General features: G+C 71.7%; 21 protein-coding genes. 14 read left to right on the top strand and 7 right to left on the bottom strand.

What is annotated here, in order from left to right:
- The first annotated feature begins 35 nt into the window (after positions 1-35).
- From QSK21_RS23815 to QSK21_RS23840, 6 genes are read left to right on the top strand one after another with little or no spacing between them, the layout of a single operon-like run.
- Positions 36-1,874, top strand: a complete 1,839-nt coding sequence (locus QSK21_RS23815; protein WP_502871593.1) for a serine/threonine protein kinase — start codon at positions 36-38, stop codon at positions 1,872-1,874.
- Between the two features lie 53 nt (positions 1,875-1,927).
- Positions 1,928-3,190, top strand: a complete 1,263-nt coding sequence (locus QSK21_RS23820; RefSeq protein ID WP_285699051.1) for a protein phosphatase 2C domain-containing protein — start codon at positions 1,928-1,930, stop codon at positions 3,188-3,190.
- Positions 3,183-4,613, top strand: coding sequence for a VWA domain-containing protein (locus tag QSK21_RS23825; RefSeq protein WP_285699028.1), 1,431 nt, complete (start codon positions 3,183-3,185; stop codon positions 4,611-4,613). Before QSK21_RS23820 ends, QSK21_RS23825 begins: the two co-directional genes overlap by 8 nt.
- Positions 4,614-4,617: 4 nt before the next feature.
- The gene (locus QSK21_RS23830; RefSeq protein ID WP_285699029.1) at positions 4,618-5,436 is read left to right on the top strand and encodes an FHA domain-containing protein; all 819 of its coding nucleotides are present in this window, start codon (positions 4,618-4,620) and stop codon (positions 5,434-5,436) included.
- A complete protein-coding gene (locus QSK21_RS23835) occupies positions 5,433-6,977 on the top strand; it encodes a GlnX family signal transduction membrane protein (protein ID WP_285699030.1) in 1,545 nt (514 codons plus the stop codon). The genes QSK21_RS23830 and QSK21_RS23835 overlap by 4 nt, the downstream gene beginning before the upstream one ends.
- Positions 6,978-7,001: 24 nt before the next feature.
- Complete coding sequence (locus QSK21_RS23840) at positions 7,002-7,838, top strand: glutamate ABC transporter substrate-binding protein (RefSeq protein WP_285699031.1); 837 nt, start codon at positions 7,002-7,004, stop codon at positions 7,836-7,838.
- A gap of 69 nt (positions 7,839-7,907) precedes the next feature.
- On the opposite strand, the gene QSK21_RS23845 is transcribed toward QSK21_RS23840, so the two are convergent.
- On the bottom strand, positions 7,908-8,261 hold the full coding sequence (locus QSK21_RS23845) for an STAS domain-containing protein (RefSeq protein ID WP_285699032.1): 354 nt from the start codon (positions 8,259-8,261) through the stop codon (positions 7,908-7,910).
- Between the two features lie 414 nt (positions 8,262-8,675).
- Between QSK21_RS23845 and QSK21_RS23850 the strand changes: the two genes are divergently transcribed.
- From QSK21_RS23850 to hisC, 7 genes are all read left to right on the top strand, one after another.
- Positions 8,676-9,383: a lysophospholipid acyltransferase family protein gene (locus QSK21_RS23850; protein WP_285699034.1), complete on the top strand. Its 708-nt coding sequence runs from the start codon at positions 8,676-8,678 to the stop codon at positions 9,381-9,383.
- A gap of 76 nt (positions 9,384-9,459) precedes the next feature.
- Positions 9,460-10,218, top strand: a complete 759-nt coding sequence (locus QSK21_RS23855; protein WP_285699035.1) for a hypothetical protein — start codon at positions 9,460-9,462, stop codon at positions 10,216-10,218.
- Between the two features lie 103 nt (positions 10,219-10,321).
- Positions 10,322-10,501: an NfeD C-terminal domain-containing protein gene (locus QSK21_RS23860; RefSeq protein ID WP_285699036.1), complete on the top strand. Its 180-nt coding sequence runs from the start codon at positions 10,322-10,324 to the stop codon at positions 10,499-10,501.
- Between the two features lie 114 nt (positions 10,502-10,615).
- On the top strand, positions 10,616-11,971 hold the full coding sequence (locus QSK21_RS23865) for a flotillin family protein (RefSeq protein ID WP_285699037.1): 1,356 nt from the start codon (positions 10,616-10,618) through the stop codon (positions 11,969-11,971).
- Between the two features lie 162 nt (positions 11,972-12,133).
- Entirely contained in the window at positions 12,134-12,808 is a 675-nt protein-coding gene (locus QSK21_RS23870) for an NUDIX hydrolase (protein WP_285699038.1), read from the top strand.
- A 53-nt stretch (positions 12,809-12,861) separates the two neighbouring features.
- Positions 12,862-13,182, top strand: coding sequence for a DUF6401 family natural product biosynthesis protein (locus QSK21_RS23875; protein WP_285699039.1), 321 nt, complete (start codon positions 12,862-12,864; stop codon positions 13,180-13,182).
- Positions 13,183-13,235: 53 nt separating this feature from the next.
- Complete coding sequence (hisC, locus tag QSK21_RS23880; protein ID WP_285699040.1) at positions 13,236-14,327, top strand: histidinol-phosphate transaminase; 1,092 nt, start codon at positions 13,236-13,238, stop codon at positions 14,325-14,327.
- A gap of 118 nt (positions 14,328-14,445) precedes the next feature.
- Here the strand turns inward: hisC and QSK21_RS23885 are convergent, their stop codons facing one another.
- The 5 genes from QSK21_RS23885 to purD form a co-directional block, all read right to left on the bottom strand.
- Positions 14,446-15,774, bottom strand: a complete 1,329-nt coding sequence (locus QSK21_RS23885) for a transcriptional regulator (protein ID WP_285699041.1) — start codon at positions 15,772-15,774, stop codon at positions 14,446-14,448.
- A gap of 703 nt (positions 15,775-16,477) precedes the next feature.
- On the bottom strand, positions 16,478-17,764 hold the full coding sequence (gene murA, locus QSK21_RS23890) for a UDP-N-acetylglucosamine 1-carboxyvinyltransferase (RefSeq protein WP_285699052.1): 1,287 nt from the start codon (positions 17,762-17,764) through the stop codon (positions 16,478-16,480).
- A 354-nt stretch (positions 17,765-18,118) separates the two neighbouring features.
- Complete coding sequence (locus QSK21_RS23895) at positions 18,119-18,988, bottom strand: MOSC domain-containing protein (protein ID WP_285699042.1); 870 nt, start codon at positions 18,986-18,988, stop codon at positions 18,119-18,121.
- Between the two features lie 4 nt (positions 18,989-18,992).
- Positions 18,993-20,303 (bottom strand): adenylosuccinate lyase, encoded by a 1,311-nt coding sequence (gene purB / locus QSK21_RS23900; protein WP_285699043.1) that lies wholly within the window; start codon positions 20,301-20,303, stop codon positions 18,993-18,995.
- 59 nt (positions 20,304-20,362) lie between these two features.
- Positions 20,363-21,613, bottom strand: a complete 1,251-nt coding sequence (gene purD, locus QSK21_RS23905) for a phosphoribosylamine--glycine ligase (RefSeq protein WP_285699044.1) — start codon at positions 21,611-21,613, stop codon at positions 20,363-20,365.
- Positions 21,614-22,012: 399 nt separating this feature from the next.
- Between purD and QSK21_RS23910 the strand changes: the two genes are divergently transcribed.
- Positions 22,013-23,116, top strand: a complete 1,104-nt coding sequence (locus QSK21_RS23910; RefSeq protein WP_285699045.1) for a magnesium and cobalt transport protein CorA — start codon at positions 22,013-22,015, stop codon at positions 23,114-23,116.
- A gap of 468 nt (positions 23,117-23,584) precedes the next feature.
- On the opposite strand, the gene QSK21_RS23915 is transcribed toward QSK21_RS23910, so the two are convergent.
- Positions 23,585-24,004, bottom strand: coding sequence for an SgcJ/EcaC family oxidoreductase (locus tag QSK21_RS23915; protein WP_285699046.1), 420 nt, complete (start codon positions 24,002-24,004; stop codon positions 23,585-23,587).
- Positions 24,005-24,388 lie beyond the last annotated feature (384 nt).

Consider the following 24,388-nt stretch of genomic DNA (forward strand, 5'->3'; position numbering starts at 1 on the left):
TGCGGCCCGGCGAGCTGATCGGCGGCCAGTACGAGGTGCTGGGCTGCCTGGCGCACGGCGGCCTGGGCTGGATCTACCTGGCCCGCGACCACAACGTGAGCGGCCGCTGGGTGGTGCTCAAGGGGCTGCTGGACACCGGCGACGCCGACTCGCTGGCCGCCGCGACCGCCGAGCGCGCGTTCCTGGCCGAGGTCGAGCACCCCAACATCGTCAAGATCTACAACTTCGTCCGGCACGGCGACTCCGGCTACATCGTCATGGAGTACGTCGGCGGCCGGTCGCTCAAGGACATCCTGCTGGCCCGCCGCCGCGAGCTGGGCGAGCATGCCTCGCTGCCGCTCGGCCAGGTGATCGCCTACGGCCTCGAGGTGCTGCGCGCCCTCGGCTACCTGCACGGCGTGGGGCTGCTCTACTGCGACTTCAAGCCCGACAACGCGATCCAGTCGGAGGAGCAGCTCAAGCTGATCGACCTGGGCGGGGTGCGGCGCGCGTTCGACGTCAACAGCCCGATCTTCGGGACGCCCGGCTACCAGGCGCCGGAGATCGCCGACGCCGGTCCCTCGGTGTCCTCCGACCTGTACACGGTGGGCCGCGCGCTGGCCGTGCTGAGCTTCCCGTTCCGCGGGTACACCGGCCGCCACCTGCGCAGCCTGCCGCCCCGGGACGAGGTGCCGCTGCTGGTGCGGCACGAGTCGTACTACCGGCTGCTGCGCCGCGCCACGCACATGGACCCGGCGCGCAGGTTCCAGAGCGCGGCGGAGATGGCCGAGCAGCTCACCGGCGTGCTGCGCGAGGTGCTGTCGGCCGACGACGGGCGGCCGAGGTCCGCGCCGTCCACGCTGTTCGGGCCGGAGCAGCACACCGCGGGCACGGAGATCATCAGCCTGCCGCGGATGCGGGGCGCCCGTGGCGCCGCGGGCTCGCCGAACGGGGCGCAGGCCCCCGTGCTGGCGCCGCTCGCGCCCGTCACCGCCGCGGCGGCGCTGCCCGCCCCGCTGGTGGAGAGCGGTGACCCGGCGGCGGGCTTCCTCGCCGGGCTCACCGGCCGCGATCCGCACGAGCTGGCCGCCGCGCTCGCCGCCGCCCCCATGCCGTCCCTGGAGGTGTCCCTGGCACTGGCCCGGGTGCGGATCGAGCTGGGCGCGCTCGACGAGGCGGGCCGCCTCCTGGACGACATCGCGGCGCGGCACCCCGACGACTGGCGCGCCGACTGGTACCGGGGCGCCGCCGCGCTGGCCGGGCACCGCTTCGCCGACGCCATCGCGATCTTCGACGATCTGTACGATCTGATGCCGGGGGAGACGGCGCCGAAGCTCGCCCTGGCGTTCTGCCACGAGTACGCGGGCGACACCGTGCAGGCCGCGCGCTACTACGAGACCGTCTGGCGGACCGATCCCACGTACGTGAGCGCCGCGTTCGGCCTGGCCCGGGTACGGCTGGCCGTGCGCGACCGCAAGGGCGCTCTGGAAGCGCTCGACTCCGTTCCCCGTATCTCAAGCAACTACATCAACGCGCAGCTCGCGTGCGTCGTCGCGACCGTGCGGGGACGCACCCCCGGAGAGCTGACCGCCGCCGCCCTGACCGAGGCGGGCCGCCGCCTGGAGAACCTGCGCCTCGACACCGAGCGTTACAACTCCTTCGCCGCCGAGGTGCTGGAGGCGGGTCTGGCCTGGGTCCGCGCGTCCAGCCGTCCGCTGGTGCCCGGCCCGCGGCACCCGGGGGAGGACCTGCTGGGCACGCCCCTCACCGAACCGGCGCTGCGGCGCAGGCTGGAGGAGATCTACCGGCTGCTGGCCAAGCTCGCCGACGGCTACGACGCCCGCCACGACCTGGTGCGGCGGGCCAACGCGGTCCGGCCGAGGACGCTGTTCTGAGGATGGACGGGTGCTGACGATGGACGGGTGCTGACGATGGGCGGGTGCTGACGATGGGCGGCGCGGGCACCGGTCCCGGCGGTGACGGCGGACCCTCCGGCGAGGGGATCGCCACGTCCTGCCCCGCCTGCGGCGAGCCCCTCGACCCGTCCGACCGGTTCTGCGAGGCATGCGGGAAGTCGCGGGCGGGGCCGCGTGCCGTCATCGAGATCCCCGAGATCCGGCCCGAGGCGGTGCTGGAGACCTCGTCCCGCCGCGTGCGCCCCGCGCCGCCCGCCGAGTGCGCGGACTGCGGCGCCACCGGCATCGACCGGGACGGCTACTGCGAGCAGTGCGGGCTGCGCCAGCCCACCGGCAACGAGCACGTCGAGATCGAACTGGCGGGGCCTGTGCGGGACGGCCCTGTCCGCGCCGCCGGGGTGAGCGACCTGGGTCATCGCCGCAGCCGTAATGAGGACGCCCTGGCCATGGCGGCGCTTCCCCGTACCGTGTGCGCGGTGGTGTGCGACGGCGTCGCGTCCGCCCCCGGATCGGACCAGGCCGCGCAGGTCGCCGCCGACACCGGCACGGTCGGGCTCGCCGACCTGCTGGTGGCCGGGTACGACGCCGTGGCGGCCACGCGCGGGGCGATCCAGCGCGCGGGCGGTGCCGTCGCCAGGCTCTCGGACACCCGCCACAACCCGCCCGCCTGCACCTACGTGTCGGCCGTCGTGTCCCAGGAGTCCGTCACGGTCGGCTGGGTGGGCGACAGCCGCGCCTACTGGGTCGGCGCGCCCGCCGGGAACAACGGGCACGGCGGGTCGGCGCTGCTGACCCGGGACGACTCGTGGGCCGACCTGATGATCGCGCGGCGGGCGATGTCCGAGGAGGCGGCGCGCGCCGATCCCCGGGCGCACCTGCTGACCGGCTGGCTGGGAGCGGACGCCGAGACGTCCGCCCCCCACACCGTGACGTTCCGTCCGCGCGGCCCCGGCATGGTGGTCATCTGTAGTGACGGGCTCTGGAACCACCTGCCCGAGCCGTCCGAGCTCGAATCCGCGCTGCGCGAGGCGCCCCTCGCGGAAGGCGGGCTGCTCGCCGCGGCGCGCGGGCTCGTCCAGGCGGCCCTCGACGCCGGCGGGCACGACAACGTGACGGTCGTGCTGATCCCGTTCCCGCCCATCTCCCCCACGTCCGGCCCGGCCTCCGCTCGTCCCGCCGAATGGGCGTCACCCGCTCCCGCTCCCACCCCTGTCCCGTGTCCCCCATCTCCGGACCCGCCGTTCCCGCCCCCGCCGGGTCCGGACGGAACCTCCAGGGAGCCCTCCCATGAGTAGCGACCTTCCTGAGTTCAGCATCCGTGTCGACCAGAACCCTTATCTCCCGGCGGGCGGCCGGGAGATGCACGCCATCATCGGCATCGAGGCCAGGGGCGCGCCGGGCCGCATGGCCGGTGGAGGCACCGGGCAGGAGGCGTCCACCGCCGAGGCCGCGGAGATCATCATCATCGACTCCTCGGGGTCGATGTCGTACTCGGGGAAGATGGCGGCGGCCAAGCGGGCCGCCAAGGCGGCGGTGAACGTGCTGCGGGACGGCGTCCACTTCGCGGTGGTCGCCGGCGCCAACCAGCCGCGCATGATCTACCCGCAGGGGCAGCGGCTGGTCCGGGTGGACGACAGGACACGGCGGGCGGCGCTGAGCGCGCTGTCCACGCTGGACGCGGCGGGCGGCACCGCCATCGGGTCGTGGCTGCGGCTCGCCGGGCGGCTGTTCGCCGACCACAGCGGCGCCGTGCGGCACGCGATCCTGCTCACCGACGGCAAGAACCAGCACGAGAGCGAGGCCGAGCTGGACGCGGCGCTGGCGGCCTGCTCGGGGGTGTTCGTCTGCGACGCGCGGGGCGTCGGCACCGACTGGAACGTGGCCGAGCTGCGCAAGATCTCCTCGGCGCTGCTCGGCTCGTTCCTGGACGTCCCCGACCCGGCGGACCTGGAGGCCGACTTCCGGGAGATGACCGCGGCGGCGATGGGCAAGCGGGTGGCGGACGTCGTGCTGCGCGTGTGGACGCCGCGGGACGCGAAGCTGAGGTTCCTCAAGCAGATGGTGCCGACCGTCGAGGACCTGACCGGCAGGCGCTCCGGCACCGGCCAGATCGGGGACTACCCCGTCGGGGCCTGGGGCGACGAGGAGCGCGAGTACCACCTGTGCGTCGAGGTGCCCGCCGGGGACATCGGGCGGCAGATGCGGGCCGCCTGGGTCAAGGTGATCGCGCCCGGCTCCGCCGACACGGCGGAGCGCGAGCTGGCCATGGGCAACGTCCTGGCCGAATGGACCGACGACGAGGCCAAGTCCACCCGGATCAACAACAGGGTGGCGCACCACACCGGCCAGTCGGAGCTGGCCGAGGCGATCCAGGAGGGCCTGGAGGCGCGCCGTTCGGGCGACGAGGAACGGGCCACCGCCCGGCTCGGCCGCGCCGTCGCGCTGGCGGGGCAGGTCGGCAACACGCAGATCGCCGAGCTGCTGGACCGGGTCGTGGAGTACGACCACGAGACCGGGACGCACCGGCTGAGAAAGGACGTGTCGAAGGCCGACGAGATGTCGCTGGACACGCGGTCCGTCCGTACCGTGCGGACGGCCCAGCGCACCGGCACGGCCGCGGGCGCGGGCGGCGCCACGGCGGACGAAGGGCATCCGGGGACCCGCGCCACGCGTCCCACCCAGCAACGGGAACCACGGGACCATCAGGGCGAGGGGTGAGGGCATGCCGATCTGTCCGAGCGGGCATACGTCCTCGTCCGCGGACTTCTGCGACGTCTGCGGCGACCTGATCCCCGGTGCGCCCCGCCACACCTTCGAGGAGGAGCCCTCCGGGGGGCCCGCCGCGCCGGGGGGCTCCTCGCAGGAGGAGACCTGCCCGCTGTGCGGGACACCGCGCTCCGGGCGGTTCTGCGAGGTGGACGCCTACGACTTCGAGACCCGTGCGGTCCGTAACGTCGCCATCTCCCAGATGACCGCCGAGATGTACCCGGAGCCGCCGTCCGTCCTGCCCGAGGAGTGGTCGGCGCCCGTTCCGCCGGCACGCGGCGACGTGAGCTGGTCGGTGGCGATCAACGCCGACCGCGCCTACTACGACTCGGTGATCGCGCTGGGCGGCCCGGACGCGGCGACGATCGCGTTCCCCCCGTACTGCCCGGAACGGCGGATCGCGCTGGCGGGAGAGCAGGTCAGGATCGGGCGCCGGAGCCGGTCACGCGGCATCGACCCCGAGATCGACCTGAGCGAGCCGCCGGAGGACCCGGGCGTCTCGCACCTGCACGCCGTCCTCCTCGCCCAGCCGGACGGGACGTGGGCGCTGGTCGACCCCGGCTCCATGAACGGCACCACGCTGAACGGCGGCACCAAGCCGCTGGACGTCAACGTGCCCGTGCCGGTCGGCGACGGCGACCGCATCCACGTGGGCGCCTGGACGACCATCACGCTCCGCCTCCACCAGGGCGCACCGGAGAGGCGACCGGACGCGCCGCCCTCGAATCGGCCCCCGAATCGGCCCGGAGACCGGCCGGGAGGTGCGGGGTCATGAGCGGACCGCGGACCACGGTGACCCCTTCGCCGCCCGCCCCGGCTCCCGTGCCCGAGCCCGCGCCGCCGTCCCCGCCCGCGCCGGTGGTGGGCGCGGGCGCCCGGTCCGGTGGCCGCCTGGCGACGTTCGTCCGGGGCCGCTGGCTGAAGACCGTTCCGGGACGGATCAGGCTGTACGCGGCGGCGGCCCTCGCCGCGACGGCGCTGCTGCTGCTCGCCCTCACCATGACCATCGGGCAGGCGCGCGACGGCGTGCAGACCATCGGGCACGACGCCGGACCGCAGGTCGTGGCCACCGGCGAGCTGTTCTTCGCGCTCAGCGACATGGACGCGCAGGTCGCCGACGTGCTGCTGATCGGCCGCGAGAGCGACCTCGGCATCGGCAAGGACGAGTCGCTGCGGCTCTACGACCAGCGCCGCAGGGAGGCCGGCCAGGCGCTGGTGGACGCGTCCCAGCTCGCCGGCCAGGACGCCGACCGGCAGCGGACGGTGCGCGAGACCATGGAGGCGCTGGGCCGGTACGAGCGGATGGTGGGCCGCGCCCTGGTGCTGAGCGAGCAGGCCGCGTACGCCCCCGGCGAGCCGCCCCCCGGAGTCGTCGCCGCCTACCGGCAGGCCACCGACCTGATGCGGATGGAACTGCTGCCCAGGGCCTACAACCTGACCCTCGACAGCGGCGCCACCGTCCGGCAGGGGTACGAGGACCGGCGGCAGGCGGTCCTGTCGGGGCGCGTCTGGGTGCTGCTGGCGGGCGCGCTGCTGGCCGGCGTGCTGCTGGCCGCGCAGATCTCCCTGGCCCGCGGCTTCCGCCGTACCGTCAACCCGGCGCTGGCGCTGGCGACGCTGGTCACGTTGCTGCTGGCGGGGGCGGGCGTCGCGGTGCTGACGGCGCAGGCGGGCCATATCCGCACGGCCAAGGAGGACGGCTTCGACTCGATGCTGACCCTGTCCAGGGCCCGCGCGATCAGCCACAGCGCGTTCGCGGACGAGAGCCGCTACCTGCTCGACCCGCAGCGCGCCGACACCTACGAGCAGACCTACCTCGACAAGGCGCTCTCCGTGCTCTACATCGACCCCGGCGACGGCCCGCTCAACCTGGAGACCTACTACCGGCTGGTCGGCCAGAAGCTGTCGTCCTACGAGCCGGGCGGCGACCAGGTGGACTTCCTGGGGTTCTTCGGGGACGAGGCGAGGAAGGCCGGCACGCCGCAGGAAGGCCGCCCGCTCGGCCGCACGATGCGCGCCTACGGGCAGGTGCTGAACAACGACCGGCTGATGCGGGAGCGGGCCGGGCGCGGCGACCGCGCGGGCGCGATCCGGCTGCGGATGGGACGCGGCCCCGACGGCTCGATCAACCTGTTCGAGGAGTACGACCGGGCGCTGGTGGCGCAGACCGGGGCGCACCGCGCCGAGTTCGACCGGTCCATCGCGTCCGCGGACGACGGGCTGCGCGGCTGGACGGCGCTGCCCCCGGCCGCGGCGCTGGTCATCGCCGTGCTGGTGCTGGCGGGGGTGCGTCCCCGGCTGGCGGAGTTCCGCTGACGGAGGAGGACGGAGGAGCACACGATGCGCATCCCCAGAGGACGCGTTCGCGCGGGCGCCGCCGTGTTCACCGCGGTGGCCGCCGTCGCCGCGGCGGCGGGTTGCGGGATCGGCGGGGGCGAGGCCGGGTCGGTCGCCGCCAAGCGGTCCCTGGTGATCGGGGTCAAGGCCGACCAGCCCGGTCTCGGGCTGCGCTCGGGTGACACCTACACGGGGTTCGACGTGGACGTCGCGGTCTACATCGCCGGGCGGCTCGGCGTCCCCAGAAGCCGGATCACCTTCCGCGCCACGCCGTCGTCCATCCGCGAGAAGTCGCTGCGGGACGGCGCCGTCGACATGATCGTCGCCACCTACTCCATCACCGCCAAGCGCAAGACGCAGGTGACCTTCGCCGGGCCGTACTACGTCCCGCACCAGGACACGCTGGTCCGGGCGGACGACACCACCATCCGCAACGTGCGCGACCTGGCGGGCAAGCGGCTGTGCGAGGTCACCGGGTCCAACTCCTGGCGCCGGGTGATCGAGGAACGGAAGATCGCGGCGACCCCGGTGCGGTCGCCCACCTACAGCCGGTGCATGGACATGCTGGCGGCCGGGCAGATCGACGCGGTGTCCACCGACGACCTGATCCTGGCGGGATTCGCCGCCGACCGCCCCGTGAAGATCATCAACGCCCCGTTCACCGACGAGAAGTACGGGGTGGGCCTGCGCAAGGGCGACCTGGACGGCTGCGAGGCGGTCAACCGCGCCATCACGCAGATGTACCAGTCCGGCCATGCCGCCACGTTGCTGAACAAGTGGTTCCGGCGGTCCGGGCTCAAGCTGGCCACGAGCGTCCCCCAGTTCGAGGGCTGCTCCTGAGCCGCCTCCCGAGAGGGCGCGCCTCCCGATAGGGTGCGGGCTCGGGAGGGCCTTCTCAGGGTGGTGTTCTCAGGGGGCGGTCTTGGAGGGGAGCGCGTTGATGGCCTCGCGCAGCGTGTCGTAGATGGGGATGAACTCGTCGACCGCGGTGATCCGGAAGACCCGGCGCACCCGGGGCGGCACCGCGACCAGCGCGATGGCGGTGCCCTGCTCGATCGCCCGCTTGTTGGCGGTCACCAGCGCGTTCAGCCCGGTGGAGTCGCAGAAGACGACCTCCCGCATGTCGATGATCACGGGACCGCCCGACTCCAGCGCCTCGGCCAGGGCCGCCTCGAAGCGCTCCCGGGACACCACGTCGATCTCGCCGCGCGCCCGGACCACCGCGCACCGGTCCTGGCGCAGCAGCGATGCGTCGAAGTCCATGGGCAACCTCCCGTCCCGAGCATGAGCACCCGCGACCCCGGCCCTGTGCCGCCCCAGGATCGCGCACTCGTGCCCGCAATCCAAGTCCGCGGGCGAAGGCGCGTGGCCGCCCTCCACCTCCTCGACGTTAACCGATCTTCGTGGCGGGGCGTGCGCGGGACCGCCGGAATCCGGCCCGCAATGCTACCGACGGGAAACCTACTTTTGGGTAAGAAATGGCGTCCGATTGGATCGATGGTCCAATGTCGGTGCGTTGCGACCGGAGTGTTCCGATGCGGGTAGATCCGTCTGGACAGCCGTGCTGACCTGCGGAAATGCCATTCCGTTCGGGGCATGCGCCGGGAAAGTGCGATGGTGGCGGCGTTGCGGTGGGACGCAAGGGTTACAGTGGCGTTGGCAAATTCTGGAGGCCGGGTGTTCTACACATTCATGCTACGGGTCGTCGCCCCGATCCTGCGGGCGCTATTCCGGCCGAGGGTCGAGGGCCTGGAGAACGTTCCCCGCTACGGGCCCCTGATCGTGGCCAGCAACCACCTGTCGTTCATCGACAGCTTCATCATCCCCCTGTCCCTCCCGCGCCCCGTCACCTACATCGCCAAGGCCGACTACTTCGAGGGCAAGGGCCTCAAGGGGTGGTTCGTCCGCTGGTTCCTCACCACCCTCGGCCACGTCCCCATCAAGCGTGGCGCGCAGCGGGCCGCGATGGGCGCGTTGCAGCAGGGCTTGGAGATCCTCGACAACAGCGGCGCCTTCGCCATCTACCCCGAGGGGACGCGTTCCCCCGACGGCCGCCTCTACCGGGGACGCACCGGCGTGGGCTGGCTGGTGCTGGCGTCCGGCGCCCGTGTGCTGCCGGTCGCCGTCGAGGGCACGGACAAGATCCAGCCGCTCGGCGCGTCCGTGCCGCGCGTGCTCGGCCCCCGTCCCACCGTGCGGATCGCCCCGCCGATGGACTTCGGCCACTACCGCGACCTGCCGCCCGCCAAGGCCCGCCGCGCCATCACCGACGAGATCATCGAGACGATCCAGAAGCTGTCCGGCCAGGAGTACGCGGGCACCTACAACGAGCGCGCCGACGCCGACACCCGCTCCGACGGGCGATCGGGGCGCGCGGCGTCCTGACCGCGCAGGTCAAAAGGTGTGCGAGGGTGTGTCGTCCGGCGTGTCGCCGACGCCGCCCGCCGTAGGGTCACCTGCCATGGCGCACAGGCTCACATCCCACAGGCTCCGTTCCTGGACGTCGCTGGCGCTGGCGGTGGTGGCGGCGACGTCCACGGCGGCGGCGTGCGGCGGCGGCGGTGGCGGGGACGAGGGCGAGGGCGGCGGTGCCGGGCAGCCCAAGCCCGCCGGACGTGCCGCGCTCGCCGGCACCGCCTACACCTCCGACCAGCTCGAACAGGCGCTGCTCACCGAGGCCCCCGGCTATCGGCGCAACGGCGAACCCGACTCGGGCGAGTACGGGGCGCTCAAGGCCATCCAGAACTTCAACCAGCTCCAGCGCCAGGTCACCATCGACAAGCCCGCCTGCGGCAACTACGGCTCGACCCGTCCCGGCGGGCCGCCGGTGGACAAGACGGCGCCCGCGGCGATCATCTCGTTCACCAAGGGGAGCGGGCAGAGCGTCACCGAGACCCTGATGTCGATGTCCGCCGACGCCGCCGACAAGCACGTCAACTCCCGTATCCCGGACGGCTGCGAGACGTTCAGGACCAAGGTCGGCGGGCAGTGGGCCGACCACCGGGTGGTGCAGCCGCCACCGGGCCAGATCGGCGACGGCTCCCGTACGGTCGGCATCACCACCTCCAGCGGGGGCTCGACCCTGAAGTCCTGGTACGTGGTGCTGCGCGGGCGCCGCTACGTCGCCACGATCAGCCTGGTCGGCCCCAGGGCCACCCGTGCCGAGGCCGAGCAACTGGCCCGGCAGGCCGACGCCCAGGCGCGGCGCATCCTGCCCTGAGCGATCACCACTCGCGGGCGGTCCCGTGGACCGAGTAACGTTCCCCTACCGAGTGAGCGACCGTGAGCGAGCGGGGGAGCCCTTGATCGGCAAGGAGGGCCGGGTGACCGGCAAGATCGGCCCGGGGCTGGTCGGGGAGGTCATGATCCCTGTCCGCGGCGGTGTGGAGGCGTTCTACGCCCATCCGGTGAACCCGCGCGAGGAGTTCAGCCCCGGGACCATCGTGGTGGTGGTCGAGTACCACCCGCCCCGTACCGTCTACGTGGCGCAGGCGCTGGGCTGACAACGGGCGTCGGCCGGTTCCGGCCGATGCCCGTATCGTGTGGTTCCGAACCAAGCGACCGTTTCTCGCGTCTCAGAGAGACCGATTCCCGCTCTGGACGTGAGGGAGGGCTGTATGCCCGTTGTCATGGTCGTGGCCGCCGCCGCGGTCGGCCTGGTGGTATTGATCATTCTGTTCAAGATGGTGTGGCGGGTGGCCGAGCCCAACGAGGCTCTGATCATCTCCGGTCTCGGCGCGCGCTCCAAGCCGATCGACGGGGTCGACAGCCTCGGCTTCAAGATCGTCACCGGTAAGGGCACGCTGGTGCTGCCCGGCTTCCAGACCGCCCGCCGGCTGCGGCTGGACAGCCGCGCCGCCAACCTCGAGGTCAACTGCGTCACCCAGCAGGGGATCCCCGTCCACGTCCGGGGCGTGGTGATCTACAAGGTGGGCGACGACTTCCGTTCCATCGCCAACGCCGCCCGCCGCTTCCTGGAGCAGCAGAAGTCCATGGACGGCGCCATCCACGAGCTGTTCACCGGCCACCTGCGCTCCATCATCGGCAACCTCACCGTCGAGGACCTGATCCTCAACCGGGAGCGGCTGACCAGCGAGACCCGTGGCTCGGCCGCCGACGAGATGAGCAAGCTGGGCCTGATCGTCGACTCGCTGCAGATCCAGGGCATCGAGGACGACACCGGCTACATCACCAACCTGGGCCGCCCGCACGCCGCCCGGGTCGCCGCCGCCGCCCGTATCGCCGAGGCGGAGCGCGACCAGGAGGCCACGCAGCGCGAGCAGGAGACCGAGCGTCAGAAGGCCGAGGTCGTCCGCGACACCGAGATCAAGAAGGCCGAGTACGCCGGTCAGGTCAAGCAGGCCGAGCAGCAGGCCCGCCAGGAGGTCATCCTGCGCGAGACCCGCAACGCCGAGCTGGAGGCCGAGCGCACCGAGAAGCAGTTGGAGAGCCAGGTCCGCAAGCCCGCCGACGCCAAGGCGTACGAGCAGGTCAAGCTGGCCGAGGCCGAGCGTGAGGAGCGGATCGCCTACGCCCAGGCCGCGGCCACCGAGGTGCAGCTCAAGGCGCAGCGCGAGTCCGAGGCCATCCGGCTGATCGGTGAGGCCGAGGCCGAGGCCATCCGCCGCAAGGGCCTGGCCGAGGCCGAGGCGATCAAGGCCCGCGCCCAGGCGCTGGCCGAGAACCAGGAGGCCGTCATCGCCCAGCAGCTCGCCGAGAACTGGCCGCAGATCGTCGAGGCCGGCGCCGGTGTCTTCGGCAACGTCGACAACATGGTCGTCCTCAACGGCGCCGAAGGCATGGAGGAGATGCTCGCCAAGGCCCTCACCCTGGGCGGCACGGGCCTTGGACTGGCCCGCACCCTCCTCAACAACCTGAACGGCCCCCAGGCCCAGACCACCAACGGCACCGTCCCCGCGGTCCCCGCCGCGACCCCTACCGCCACCCCTACCGCCACCCCCGACAACGACTGACCCCAACACCCGAATGCCCCGGGCCCGGCGGAAGCCGGACCAGGGGCATTCCTATGCGCCGTCCACGCGCCCTGGGCACAGCCTCGGCACATGCCCACCGCTCCCGCCCTATCACTCTGGAGGTCAGCCCGAAGTGGACGGTCCTCCCAATAGGCTGGAGACATGTCCGTGCCACGGCTCGCCGTCACCGTTGATCTCGTCGTGCTCACGGTGCGGGAGCAGCGGTTGTGCGCGCTGATGTGGCGGCGGGACCGCGCGCCGTACGACGGATGCTGGTCGTTGCCCGGCGGGTTCATCCAGCTCGACGAGGACCTGCCCGCCGCCGCGGCGAGGCTGATGGCGGAACGGGCGGGGCTGGCGGACGTGCGGATCCATCTGGAGCAGCTCGCCACGTACGGGTATCCCGACCGCGATCCGCGCCAGCGGGTGGTGAGCGTGGCCTACCTGGGGCTGGCGCCCGATCTGCCGGCGTCGAGCCGCGCGCAGGTGCTGTGGACGGCGGTGGACGATCTGAAGTGGCGGGACCGGGCCGCCTTCGATCACCGCAGGATCCTGTGCGACGGCGTGGAACGGGCCAGGGCCAAGCTGGAGTACACCTCGCTGGCCGCCGCGTTCTGCCCGCCCGAGTTCACGGTGGCGGAGCTGCGGCGGGTGTACGAGATCGTGTGGGGCACCGGGCTGGATCCGCGGAATTTCCATCGGAAGGTCACGGGAGCGGACCGGTTCCTGATTCCGACGGGACGGACCACGACCCGGGACGGCGGGCGGCCCGCGCAGCTCTACCGGCGCGGCGACGCCGAGCAATTGCGCCCGCCGATGCTGCGGCCGCGTCCCTGACCTGGTCAGGCCAGGTGACATGGCATCGCGCCGGGATTGCTAGCGTGGGGCCTATGGATGGTGATTTGTCGGAGGAACTCGGCTTTCTGGTCCGCGATATCGGAGATGCCGGAATCGCGGAAATGGCCGGTTCTCCGGCGCTGGCCGCGGCCGTCGACCAGCATGCGGCGGCGGTCCGCGATCTGCTCGTCGGCCCGGGCGGATCCCATCCGAGTCCGGACGCGCTCATGACGTACCTGCACGACTTCGCCGAGGCCGCGTTCCGGCGGGGCTGGTGGCCCGGCGACGCACGCGACTGGGAGTTCGTGCGCATCGTCACCGTGTGCTGGATGATGCGCCACGGCGCCGCGCCGCCGTCCAAGAACGGGTCGTAGGCTGGGCGGACGCGGTTGAAACCCCCGCGCCTGTACGACCGAGGAGGACAACGGTGTCCGAGGCACCCACCCCCCATTTCCGCTCTGTGCTCGACCGGTTCCAGCCCTACCGTCCCGGTAGAACCGTGGTGTCGCCGGAGGGGAAGTCGTTCAAACTGTCCTCGAACGAGTCCCCGGACGGCCCGCTTCCGTCCGTTCTGTCGGCCATCGCCGATGCCGCGCTGCGCGTGAACCGCTACCCGGACAACGGCTGCACGGCGCTGGTGGAGGCGATCGCGGACCACCACAAGGTGCCCGCCGACCACATCGCGGTGGGGTGCGGCTCCGTCGGCGTGACGCAGATGCTGCTGGAGGCCGCCGCCGAGCCCGGTGCCGAGGTGCTGTACGCGTGGCGGTCGTTCGAGGCGTACCCGCTGCTGGTGGCGCTGTCCGGGGCGACGCCCGTGCAGGTCCCGCTGACCGGCGAGACGCATGATCTGGCCGCGATGGCCGAGGCCGTCACCGAACGGACGCGGCTGATCTTCGTCTGCAACCCCAACAACCCGACCGGCACGGTGGTGCGGCGGGCCGAGCTGGAGGCGTTCCTGGACCGGGTCCCCGCCGACTGCCTGGTGGTGCTGGACGAGGCGTACCGCGAGTACATCCGCGACGCCGAGGTCCCGGACGGCCTGGACCTCTACCCGGACCGGCCCAACCTGGCGATCCTGCGCACGTTCTCCAAGGCTTACGGGCTGGCGGGGCTGCGCACCGGCTTCATGGTCGCCCACCCGCGGGTCGCCGAGGCCGTCCGCAAGACCTACCTGCCGTTCACCGTGAACACGATCGCGCAGGCCGCGGCGATCGCGTCCCTGGCGGCCACGGACGAGCTGCTGGAACGGGTGGAGAGCACGGTGAAGGAGCGCGAGCGGGTCCGCGACGCGCTGCTCTCGGACGGCTGGACGGTGCCACCGTCCGAGGCCAACTTCGTCTGGCTGCGCCTGGGCGAGCGGACCATGGAGTTCTCCGCCGCCTGCGACGCCCAGGGCGTCAGCGTCCGGCCGTTCGCCGGGGAGGGCGTCCGCGTCTCCATCGGCTCGCCCGAGGAGAACGCGGCGTTCCTGGCCGTGGCCAGGTCCTTCCCGCACCGGAACGGGCCGGATAGATGATCGCGGCGGGGGCGCGGGACGCGGCGTCCTCCACCTGTACGGGCAACCTGTGCGGGCAGGCGGGCTTCACGCAGGCGTGCGGCCACCACGACCGCACCCGGCCCCCGGCGACAGGGGATCAGGTGCTCGTCTTGGGGCCCAGCTTCTCCACGATCAGCCGGTAGAGCTGGCGCGGGCGGCCCGGCTGCGGGGTGCGGTTCGGCGGCAGCGGCCAGGCCAGGCCCTCCTCCACCAGGGTGCGCAGCAGCCTGCGCGCCGTACGCGGGGTGACGCCGAGCATCTTGCCCGCGTTCTCCGCGTCCACGATCAGCGGTTGCTCCTGGTCGCCCAGCTTGTCGGCCAGCCGGGCGAGGATCTCCAGCCCCTTCGGCTTGGCCTGTGGCTGTGCGCGCGGCGGCGTGCGCGGCGCCGGCACGAGGGCGCGGCCGTCGCGGTCGAGCGCGAAGCCCTGGGCGCGCTGGGAGCTCTGCGAACGGGCCAGCGCCGCGCGGGCATGGGTCTCCGCCTCGTGCGCGGTCCGTCCCATCCCGATGCCGACCTCGATCGCCAGGCCCAGCTCCTCGCGCACCCGTTCCACGAACGGCGGCGTGCGGAAGCCCTCGGTGCTGGCGGTGACCGAGCCTCGGGTGGCGATGACCAGGTAGCTGTGATCGTCCAGTGGCCACACCGAGGCGTTCATCCGGTGCGCCTCCTGGAGCAGCACCCGGTGCAGCGCCAGCTTCAGCTCGTCCCGCCAGTAGCGGGGGGTGACCCGGCGCGGGGTCTCGCGCAGCGTCGGCACGTCCACCAGGACGACCACCAGCTGCGACTCCTCCAGCCTGTGGTGCGCGCCGAGCAGCGCGGCGGTTTGGAGCGAGCTGCGGATGGCGGCTCCGGTGGGCCGCACCCTGATGGTCGGCACCCCGGCCATCTCCATCCGCTCCGCGGTGGCGTGGACGCAGGTCATCGCGACCGTGGTGGCGCCGCGCCGCCACAGCCGCTCGTGGAAGGCCGCCAGCGTGCCCGGCCCGGCCGCCTCCTCGCGCAGGTGGACCTGCTCGGTGCCCAAGCTGATCTCGGCGTACGCCTCCTCGACCTCGGCGCGGCCGAGCACGTCGATGCTCACCCTGCCCGGGTCGTACCGGTCGTCGAGGGACGCCCGCAGCAGCGCGCCCTGGAGGGCGGCGCCGTTCAGCGGGACGTAGGTGGCCGGCATGGTCAGCACCCCGGCCTTGCGGGCGAAGTCGTAGGGGACCGGGCTGGCGAACAGGCACACGTCCACCCCCGAGCCCAACCGCACGACCTTGTCGGCCGCCTCCTGCTCGTCCCGGTATGCGGCCGCCACCAGCCGGCTCGGCACCGGTGTGGGGCCGTGTCCCATCAGCATGACCCGTTCGACGAGGTCATGCGGGCCCACGACGCCGATGGTGAGATCGGGGGTCACCGACCCCGTCCTCGTCGCGGTCATCGGGGTTCGCTCACTTCCCGGCCATCCTCGTGCCGGCGGGCCGGCTCCGGCCATGCGTTCGCGCACGCTCCGCCCAAAGGTTGACTCATGGCTTCTCGCCCCTGCCTTCTGACCCTGCACTGCAACCCCGCGATTCGCTCCCTAGTGGGCAGATCGGGTCAGGGCGATGATGTGTGACGCCCGGACACGAAGTCGAATCAAGAGTGCGGCGAAAAAGTAACCGACGCGACCCCCTAGTCAGTAATTTGTCCCCAATCGGTCAGTCTTGATCCAGCATCTTCGGTCGTCCGAAGTACAAAAACAAGACCCGAAATCACCATGGGTCCGGCCACGGGGCACTGATCGACGCCACGGCGGGCGGAGTGGCGCCCGTTTTGTTGGTCGATGGGGTGAAACGCGGACGTCCGGCGCCGTGACCCGCCGGAAACACAAGGGATCCGGCCGTTTTCGGTCACGACCCGCCCGCGACGGCGGCTTGTCCGGCGTTTTAACAGGTCATGGGCATGATCATGGGAGATGGCTGCGACTCGCCCGCCGAATGGCGCCGGCGGCACCCGGGATCCGGGCGTCCACCATCGGCCACCGAAAAGGCCGGTGTCCCGTCCCGAACGGACGCGGACACCGGCCCGGGAGTCAGAGTCAGGTCATGCGATCCTGTCAGGCCGCCCCGTCGGTGCCGTTCCGCGAGCCGCCGCGGCGCCGGTCACAGCTCCTCGCGGGTGATCTCCGCACCGAGCTGGGAGAGGCGTTCCGCGACGTGCGCGTGGCCGCGGTCGAGGTAGTAGGCGGAGGTGATGGTGGTCTCGCCCTCGGCGGCCAGCCCGGCGAGCACCAGCGCGCTGCCGCAGCGCAGGTCGTGCGCCTGCACCTCGGCGCCGTGCAGGGCGCGCGGGCCGTCCACCTTCGCCCGGTTCCCGTTCACCTCGATGTTCGCGCCCATCTTGGTGAGCTCGTCGGCCAGCTTGAACCGGCCGTCGAAGATCCGCTCGTAGATGTAGGACGGGCCGTCCGCCAGGCAGGACAGCGCCATGATCGGGGACTGGAGGTCGGTGGCGAAGCCGGGGTACTCGTCGGTGATCACGTTGATCGGGCGCAGCGGCCGGTCGCGATGCACCTGGAGGACCGCGCCCTGCTGGTGGAACTCCAGCCCCATCTGCTCCAGCTTGTCGCCGGCCACGCCCAGGTGCTCCAGGTTCGCGCCGACCAGGTTGAGCTCGCCGCCGGTGATGCCGGCCGCCATGACGAACACGCCGGCGTCGATCCGGTCGGGCATCACGGTGTGCTCGACCGCCGACAGCTCGTCCACGCCCTCGACGGTGATGAAGCCGGTCCCGCCGCCGCTGATCCGGGCGCCGGCGGCCTGGAGGAACGCGATGTTGTCCAGCACCTCGGGCTCCAGCGCCGCGTTCTTGATCAGCGTGGTGCCGCGGGCCAGCGCCGCCGCCATGATCAGGTTCTCGGTGCCGGTGTGCGACGGGGTGTCGCAGTACAGCGTGCCGCCGCGCAGGTCGCCCGCCTTGATGTGGATCTGCCCGGCGCCGCCCGCCCCCATCTGCTCCGTCACCGTGGCGCCGAGCCGTTTGAAGCCGTTGTAGTGGAAGTCCAGGTTGCGGCTGCCCAGGTTGCAGCCGCCGACGCCCTCGATCACGGCCTCGCCGAGCCGGTGCAGCAGGGCGGGGACGAACAGGAACGACCCGCGGAACCTGGAGGCGATCTCGGCGGGGAGCACCGGGCTGGTCAGCGAGCGGGCGTCGATCACCAGGGTGCGCTCGGCCTCGTGCAGCTCGGCCTTGGCGCCCACGGCGCGGGCGAGCTCCACCGCCCGCCGCACGTCCTCGATGATCGGTACGTTGCGCAGGACCGTGCGGCCCTTGGACGCCATCAGCGAGGCACCGATCATCGGGAGAACGGCGTTCTTCGCCCCCTGGATGAAGACGGTGCCGTGCAGTTTCCTGCCTCCACGCACGCGGTAGCGAACCTCGTGGCCCATGCTCATGCCGTGTGACTCCTTATAGCCGCGGATACGGTCCTGCAAGATCAATGGGCTGTCTTCCCTGCCGCCCGCTCCCGGATCGGCCGGGCACGAGGGTCGAGCGCCGTGGAACGGTTCCCCCCGCGTTGCCCAAGCGTCAGTGCGCAACGGGCCCCAAGTAAACCACCGGAAAGGCGGCGAGGAGTCCGTGCTCGTGCCGTTGTCGCCAGTCTGTCTCTATGACCGAGGAAGATGCCGGTAAGTTCGCCGATTCCAGGCAAGTCGCGCATAGTCGCAGAGTGTCCGGCTGAGGTCTTCGGTTGTGGAGCGGGACGCGTCACCTCCCGGGCCGTACCCCTGAGGTCGGGTTTGTCACTCTTCGGAGTTATTTAGTTCGGCTGCGGGACCTCCCGCCTCGCTGCCCTGGTCCGGCTCCGCCGCCTCCAAAACCTCCACGGGATCGCCCACGGCCAGCGGTCCGGTGACGCGCGGCACGGCGTTCTGGCCGAACCGGACGGCCCCGTCGTACCTGCGGTAACCGGCCAGCGTCCGCAGCGGCTCCCGGCCGCGCGCCCCGCTGTCCTGGTCGGTGGTCGTGACCACGCAACGGCCGCACGACTTGATCATCTCGATCACGGTGCCGCCGATCCGCAGCACCCGGACCCGGTCCTCCCCGTACGCGCCCAGCCCCTCGACCACCAGGTTGGGGCGGAACCGGTTCATCGGCAGCGGGCCCTCGCCCCCGTTCGCGGCGATCCGCGCGTTCAGGTCGGCCAGGGACTCCACCGAGATCACCAGCAGCGGGTAGGAGTCGGCGAACGCGACCACCCCGTCGCCGCGCGACGTCCGCCGCTCCCCCGTGAAGCGCACCAGCCGGCAGTCGGTGCCGAGCAGCGCGGAGAACCAGTCCGCCGCCTCGTCCCCCTGATCGACGCCCTGGCAGTCCGACCGGTGCACCCGCACGTCCAGGACCCGCCCGTGCTCCACCGGCTTGTGGACGAGCGGCGCGAACGCCAACGCCGGGTCGGCCACGTCCACCGTGAGGACCTCGCCGTCGTACACCGGGCGCAGCACCGCCATCCGCGCCAGGTCGCGCTGGGACAGGAACCGGCCGTCCGGCCTGACGAGCATGAACTCCCTGTCGTACCGGAGCCCCGAGGGAAGCAGGTCGGCCGCGCGCAGCGCCGTCCCCCCGCCGCCCTTGAGGGGATAGACGTTCAGCCCGGTGAGCCTGGCCTCCATGGCATCACGTGAGCGCGGCCAGGCGCTCGAACACGGGGGTCAGGCGCTCCACGAACCGTTCGGGGCGGCACACCTCGTCAAGGCGCGCCTCGTCCAGGCTCAGGCCCGCCTCGGCCGCGTGCTTGCGGAGCGTGTCGCGGAACGGCTCGCCGGTCTCCCAGGTCTCCATGGCCGCCTTCTGGACGAGCGGGTACGCCTCGTCGTCCCGGGACATGCCCGCCTCGACCAGTTCGAGCAGCACCGTCGAGGTGTAGATCAGCCCGCCGGTGGACTCCAGGTTGGCCCGCATCCGGTCCACGTCCACCACCAGCCCGGACATCAGCCTGTCGGTGAGGCTGAGCATGTAGTCCAGCGCGATCGACGCGTCCGGCAGGGTGATCCGCTCGGTGGACGAGTGCGAGATGTCCCGCTCGTGCCACAGCGGGATCCCCTCCATCACCGGGACGACCTGCGCCCGCACCACCCGCGCCATCCCGGCGAGCCGCTCGGAGATGATCGGGTTCTTCTTGTGCGGCATGGCCGAAGAGCCCTTCTGGCCCTTGCCGAACGGCTCCCACAGCTCCCTGACCTCGGTGCGCTGCCCGTGCCGCACCTCCAGCGCGATCGCCTCGCACACCGTCGCCATGATCGCCAGCGCGGAGACCCACTCGCTGATCCCGTCCCTGATCACCACCTGGGTGGAGACGTCCGCCGGCCTCAGCCCCAGCTTCGCGGCGACATGCCGTTCGACCGCCGGGTCGATGTTGGAGTAGGTGCCGACCGCGCCCGAGATCGCCATCACGGCGACCGCCTCGCGGGCCCGGCGCAGCCGGTCGCGGGAACGGGCCATCGCGAACGCGAAGTCGGCGACCCGGTGCCCCCACACATCGGGCTCGCCGTGGATGCCGTGCGTACGGCCCACGCGAAGGGTGTCCCGGTGCTCCAAGGCGTGGTCGCGCAGCGTGGCCACCAGCGCGTCGGCCTTGGCCAGCAGGAGGTCGGTGGCCTCGGTCAGTTGCAGCGCCAGCGCCGTGTCGAGCAGGTCGGAGGACGTCATCCCGAAGTGGACGTACCGGGCGGCCTCTCGGGGCTCGGTGTTGTCCGCCCACGCCGACAGGAACGCGATCACGTCGTGCTGGGTGACCGCCTCGATCGCGTGCACCGCCTCCGGAGTGGGCGGCGGCGCCTTGCGGATCGGCTCCACGACATCGGCCGGGATCGTCCCGGCCTCGGCGTGCGCCTCCACCACCAGGGTCTCCACCTGGCACCACAGCTCGTACTTGTGCGCGTCGCTCCAGACGCGGCCCATCTCCGGGAGGGTGTACCGCTCGATCACCCCAACATTCTTCCAGGTGACGCGGTGCGCCCCGCCCTCGGGGCGCGGCGGCGCGCGGGTCAGGCCGGTGCCGCCGCCCGCAAGGCGATGTCCGAGCGGTGGTGCGAGCCGCGCAGCTCGATCCTCCCGACGGCCTCGTACGCGGCGGCGCGGGCGGCGGCCACGTCCGTGCCCGAGCCCACCACGTTCAGCACACGGCCCCCGGCGGACACCAGCCGCCCCTCATCGTCGATCCCGGTGCCCGCGTGCAGGACGTAGGCCCCCGGCACCCGCTCGGCCTCCTCCACGCCGCCGATCACGTCCCCCTTGACCGGGGACGCGGGATAGCCCTCGGCCGCGACCACGACCGTCACGGCGGCGCCCTCATGCCAGGACGGGCGGAACGCCGGCTCCAGGCCGCCGATCGCGCACGCCTGGAGCAGCGGGCCCAGCGGGGACGCCAGCCGGTCCAGGACGACCTGGGTCTCCGGGTCCCCGAACCGGGCGTTGAACTCCACCACCCGCACGCCCTTGGCCGTCAGCGCCAGACCCGCGTACAGCACGCCCACGTACGGCGTCTCACGGCGCCTCAGCTCGTCCACAGCGGGCCGGACGACCGTGGACATGACCTCGTCCACCAGACCCGGCGCCGCCCACGGCAGCGGGGTGTACGCGCCCATGCCGCCGGTGTTGGGGCCCTCGCCGCCGTCGTAGGCGCGCTTGAAGTCCTGCGCGGGCAGCAGCGGCACGGCCGAGTTCCCGTCGCACAGCGCGAACAGCGACACCTCGGGGCCGTCCAGGTACTCCTCGATGACCACCCGTCCGCAGGCGGCGGCATGGGCCACGGCCGCCGCGCGGTCCTCGGTCACCACCACGCCCTTGCCCGCGGCCAGACCGTCGTCCTTCACCACGTACGGCGGGCCGAACTCATCCAGCGCGGCATGCACCTCCGCCTCGGACTCGCACACCCGTGCCGTGGCCGTCGGGACGTTGGCCGCGGCCATGACCTCCTTGGCGAACGCCTTGGAGCCCTCGATCCGCGCCGCCTCGGCATCGGGGCCGAAGCACGGGATCCCGGCACGGCGCACCGTGTCGGCGACCCCCTCCATCAACGGCGCCTCCGGGCCCACCACGACCAGTTCCGCCCGCAGGCGCCCCGCCAGCTCCGCCACCGCCGTGGGGTCCACAGGGTCGATCGCGTGGTTCTCCGCGATCGCGGCCGTACCCGGATTGCCGGGCGCGCAGTGCAGGGCCGTGACCGAAGGGTCTCGATGCAGGGCGCGGGCGAGCGCGTGCTCGCGGCCGCCGGATCCAAGGACGAGTACTCGCACGCCCGGAGCCTATCCGCCGGTGACCGCGCGGCGGGCCACCCGGGGTGACCACCGACACATGCGCCTTGAGTGAACCCCCGATGCGCTACAGGCGTCACACATCCGGGCCCGCACGCCGGGCTGGTAAGCTTCTTTCGGCTTATGGTCCTGTTGCCGAACCGCGAAGGGAGGTGGTCGGGATGAGTCCTGGTGATCCTTGCAGTACGCCGGAGACCCCTCACAGTCCGGAACCAACCGTTCTGAAACTCGTCCAACCGTCTGCCTCCATCAGGCGTCCGGCCAGGGCCTTCGCGCGCTCCCCTCGTCCATAGCCGACAGCAGGGTCGAGCGCGCCGAGGCGCGTGTCACATGTGCCCCTTCTGAGCGCATGCCCAGGCCGGCGGGTAAGGAGCACACCTCATGGCCATGACACGAGTCCGTCCAGGACGTGCTACAAGGTCCCTGTTCAAGCCGCGTAACCGCACCCACGCCATGCGTGAGGCCGCCCGTCCCCGCGACACGGCCGTCATCGACTGGGCCGCCTACATCGACGGGCACCGCGTCTGTACCGACACCGTCGCCGACGCCGTACGCCTCATCCGCGACGGCGGCCTCACCACCACCGACGACGGCAGCGCCGGATTCGTCTGGGTCGGCCTGCACGAGCCGTCCGCCCTCGAACTGTCCGAACTCGCCGAGGTCTTCGGTCTGCACCCGCTCGCCGTCGAGGACGCCATCCACGCCCACCAGCGGCCCAAGCTCGAACGGTACGACGACGTCAACTTCTTCGTCATGAAGACCGTCGGGTACGTGCGCAAGGAACCCGGCGCCCCCGAAGCCGTCGAAACCGGCGAAATCATGATCTTCTGTGGCCAGGACTTCGTGGTGACCGTCCGGCACGGCACCCACGGCGAGCTCGGCTCCGTCCGCGAACGCCTCGAAAAGGACCCGGCCCGCCTCGCCCTCGGCCCCGCCGCCGTCCTCCACGCCATCACCGACCGCGTCGTGGACGGCTACGTCTGCGTCGCCGACGCCGTCCAGGAGGACATCGACGAAGTCGAAGAGGCCGTCTTCTCCCCCGAGCGCACCGACGAGTCCCGGCACATCTACCGGCTCAAGCGCGAGGTCATCCAGCTCAAGCGCGCCGTCGGCCCACTCGCCGGCCCACTCCGCTCCCTCGGCGGCCGCCGCTTCGTCCCCGCCGAGATCAAGGAGTACCTGCGGGACGTCGAAGACCACCTCACCCGCGTCCGCGAACAGGTCGAATCCTGCGACGAACTGCTCAACCCCATACTGCAGGCCCACATGACGCAGGTCACCGTCGCCGACAACAAGGACATGCGCAAGATCTCCGCCTGGGGCGCGATCTTCATGGTCCCGACCGCCATCGCCGGCATCTACGGCATGAACTTCGACTTCATGCCCGAAACCCAATGGCGCTTCGGCTACCCGATGGTGCTCGGCATGATCGGGCTGGCCTGCCTCTCCCTCTACAGAGGCTTCCGCCGCAACGGCTGGCTCTGACATATGTGGGGGGGCGACCCCCCACACCCCCCGGTGCGGGGCGGGAGGCCGCGTCCCTGCGCTCGTAGAACTCGCTCCGGGCCACGGCCTCCCACCCCGGTAGGGGCTCCGCCCCTACGACCCCGGCAGGGGGCTCCGCCCCCTGCACCCCCGTTGGGGCTTCGCCCCTTGCCCCCGTTGGGGCTCCGCTCCTTGCCCCCGTTGGGGGCTTTGCCCCTTGCCCCCCTATGGGGCTTCGTCCCATTGGCCCGATTGGGGCATGGAGGAGCCGACTCCTGGTGCCTTCAGGTCTGGGGTGGACGCGCCTTCGCTTGTTCCTGGCTGTGCGGGGGGCGACCTTCACCCGGGTGCGGGGTGCCTTCGCCCCTGCACCCCCGTTGTGGTCGGCGGTATCGCAAGGTACGGCGATCCAATCGGCACTACGGATCGGCCGCTCGGCCAAATGGCGGATGTCAGCGTTGGATCCGCTCAAGCCTCACCATCGAGGACTGCGGTGTTCTGGCACGCGGTCAGTCGCCACCGACCATCCTCCTTCGACATGACGAACAGTGGCGTGCCGACATCCCGCCCGTCCGATGTCCGGTACACCTGGAGCACCTTGACGGCGGCTACGTCGGGACGGATGAACAGCACGTGTTCCACCTCGAAGGTGACCGTCGAGTCCCGCATCGCGCCGGGGAGCACTTGATGGGTGAAAGCGGAGATCGCTTCGCGGCCGAAGAGACGTTTGCCTCCCCCCGTCGTCCAGATGGCGTCGGCTCGGAACAGGTCGGCGAACTCGTCGGGTAGCTCGTTGTTCTGGGAGTGCTCGACCGTGGCGACCACCTGCTTGATCGCTTCGATCTCGGCCGCCTCGCTCACGGACGCGTCGATGTTCGTCGGACTCATGGGTTCACCCTGCAACCTCAAGTGAGACTGAGGTCAACCATCGCGGCGCAGATGTAAACCCCTTGCCCCGAGGTTCGCCTGCCGGGCGGCTCGCGCTGCGGGCCGCCGCCTGGCCGTGCCCTGTGGGGGAGGAGAGGGATCAGGCGGAGGCTGGTGGGGAGGGCTCCCTGGTACTTCGCTGGGGTCCTGCCGTCCAACCGGCATCATGGCGGGTCCGTTGGGTTCTCCAGGTGTCTACGAAGGTGCATGACGGCCCTGGGGCCGCGTCCAGGCGGGTGGTGTATGAGAAGGCCACCTCGCGATCTATTGATTAGTTAAGCACTGATTGCCTCAATTGTCACATCAGCATCATTGGTGTCGCTTTCGTGGCCGACTTTCTGGCAG

This window comes from Actinomadura sp. NBRC 104412, assembly GCF_030269515.1.
In the GTDB taxonomy this organism is placed as follows: Bacteria; Actinomycetota; Actinomycetes; order Streptosporangiales; family Streptosporangiaceae; genus Spirillospora.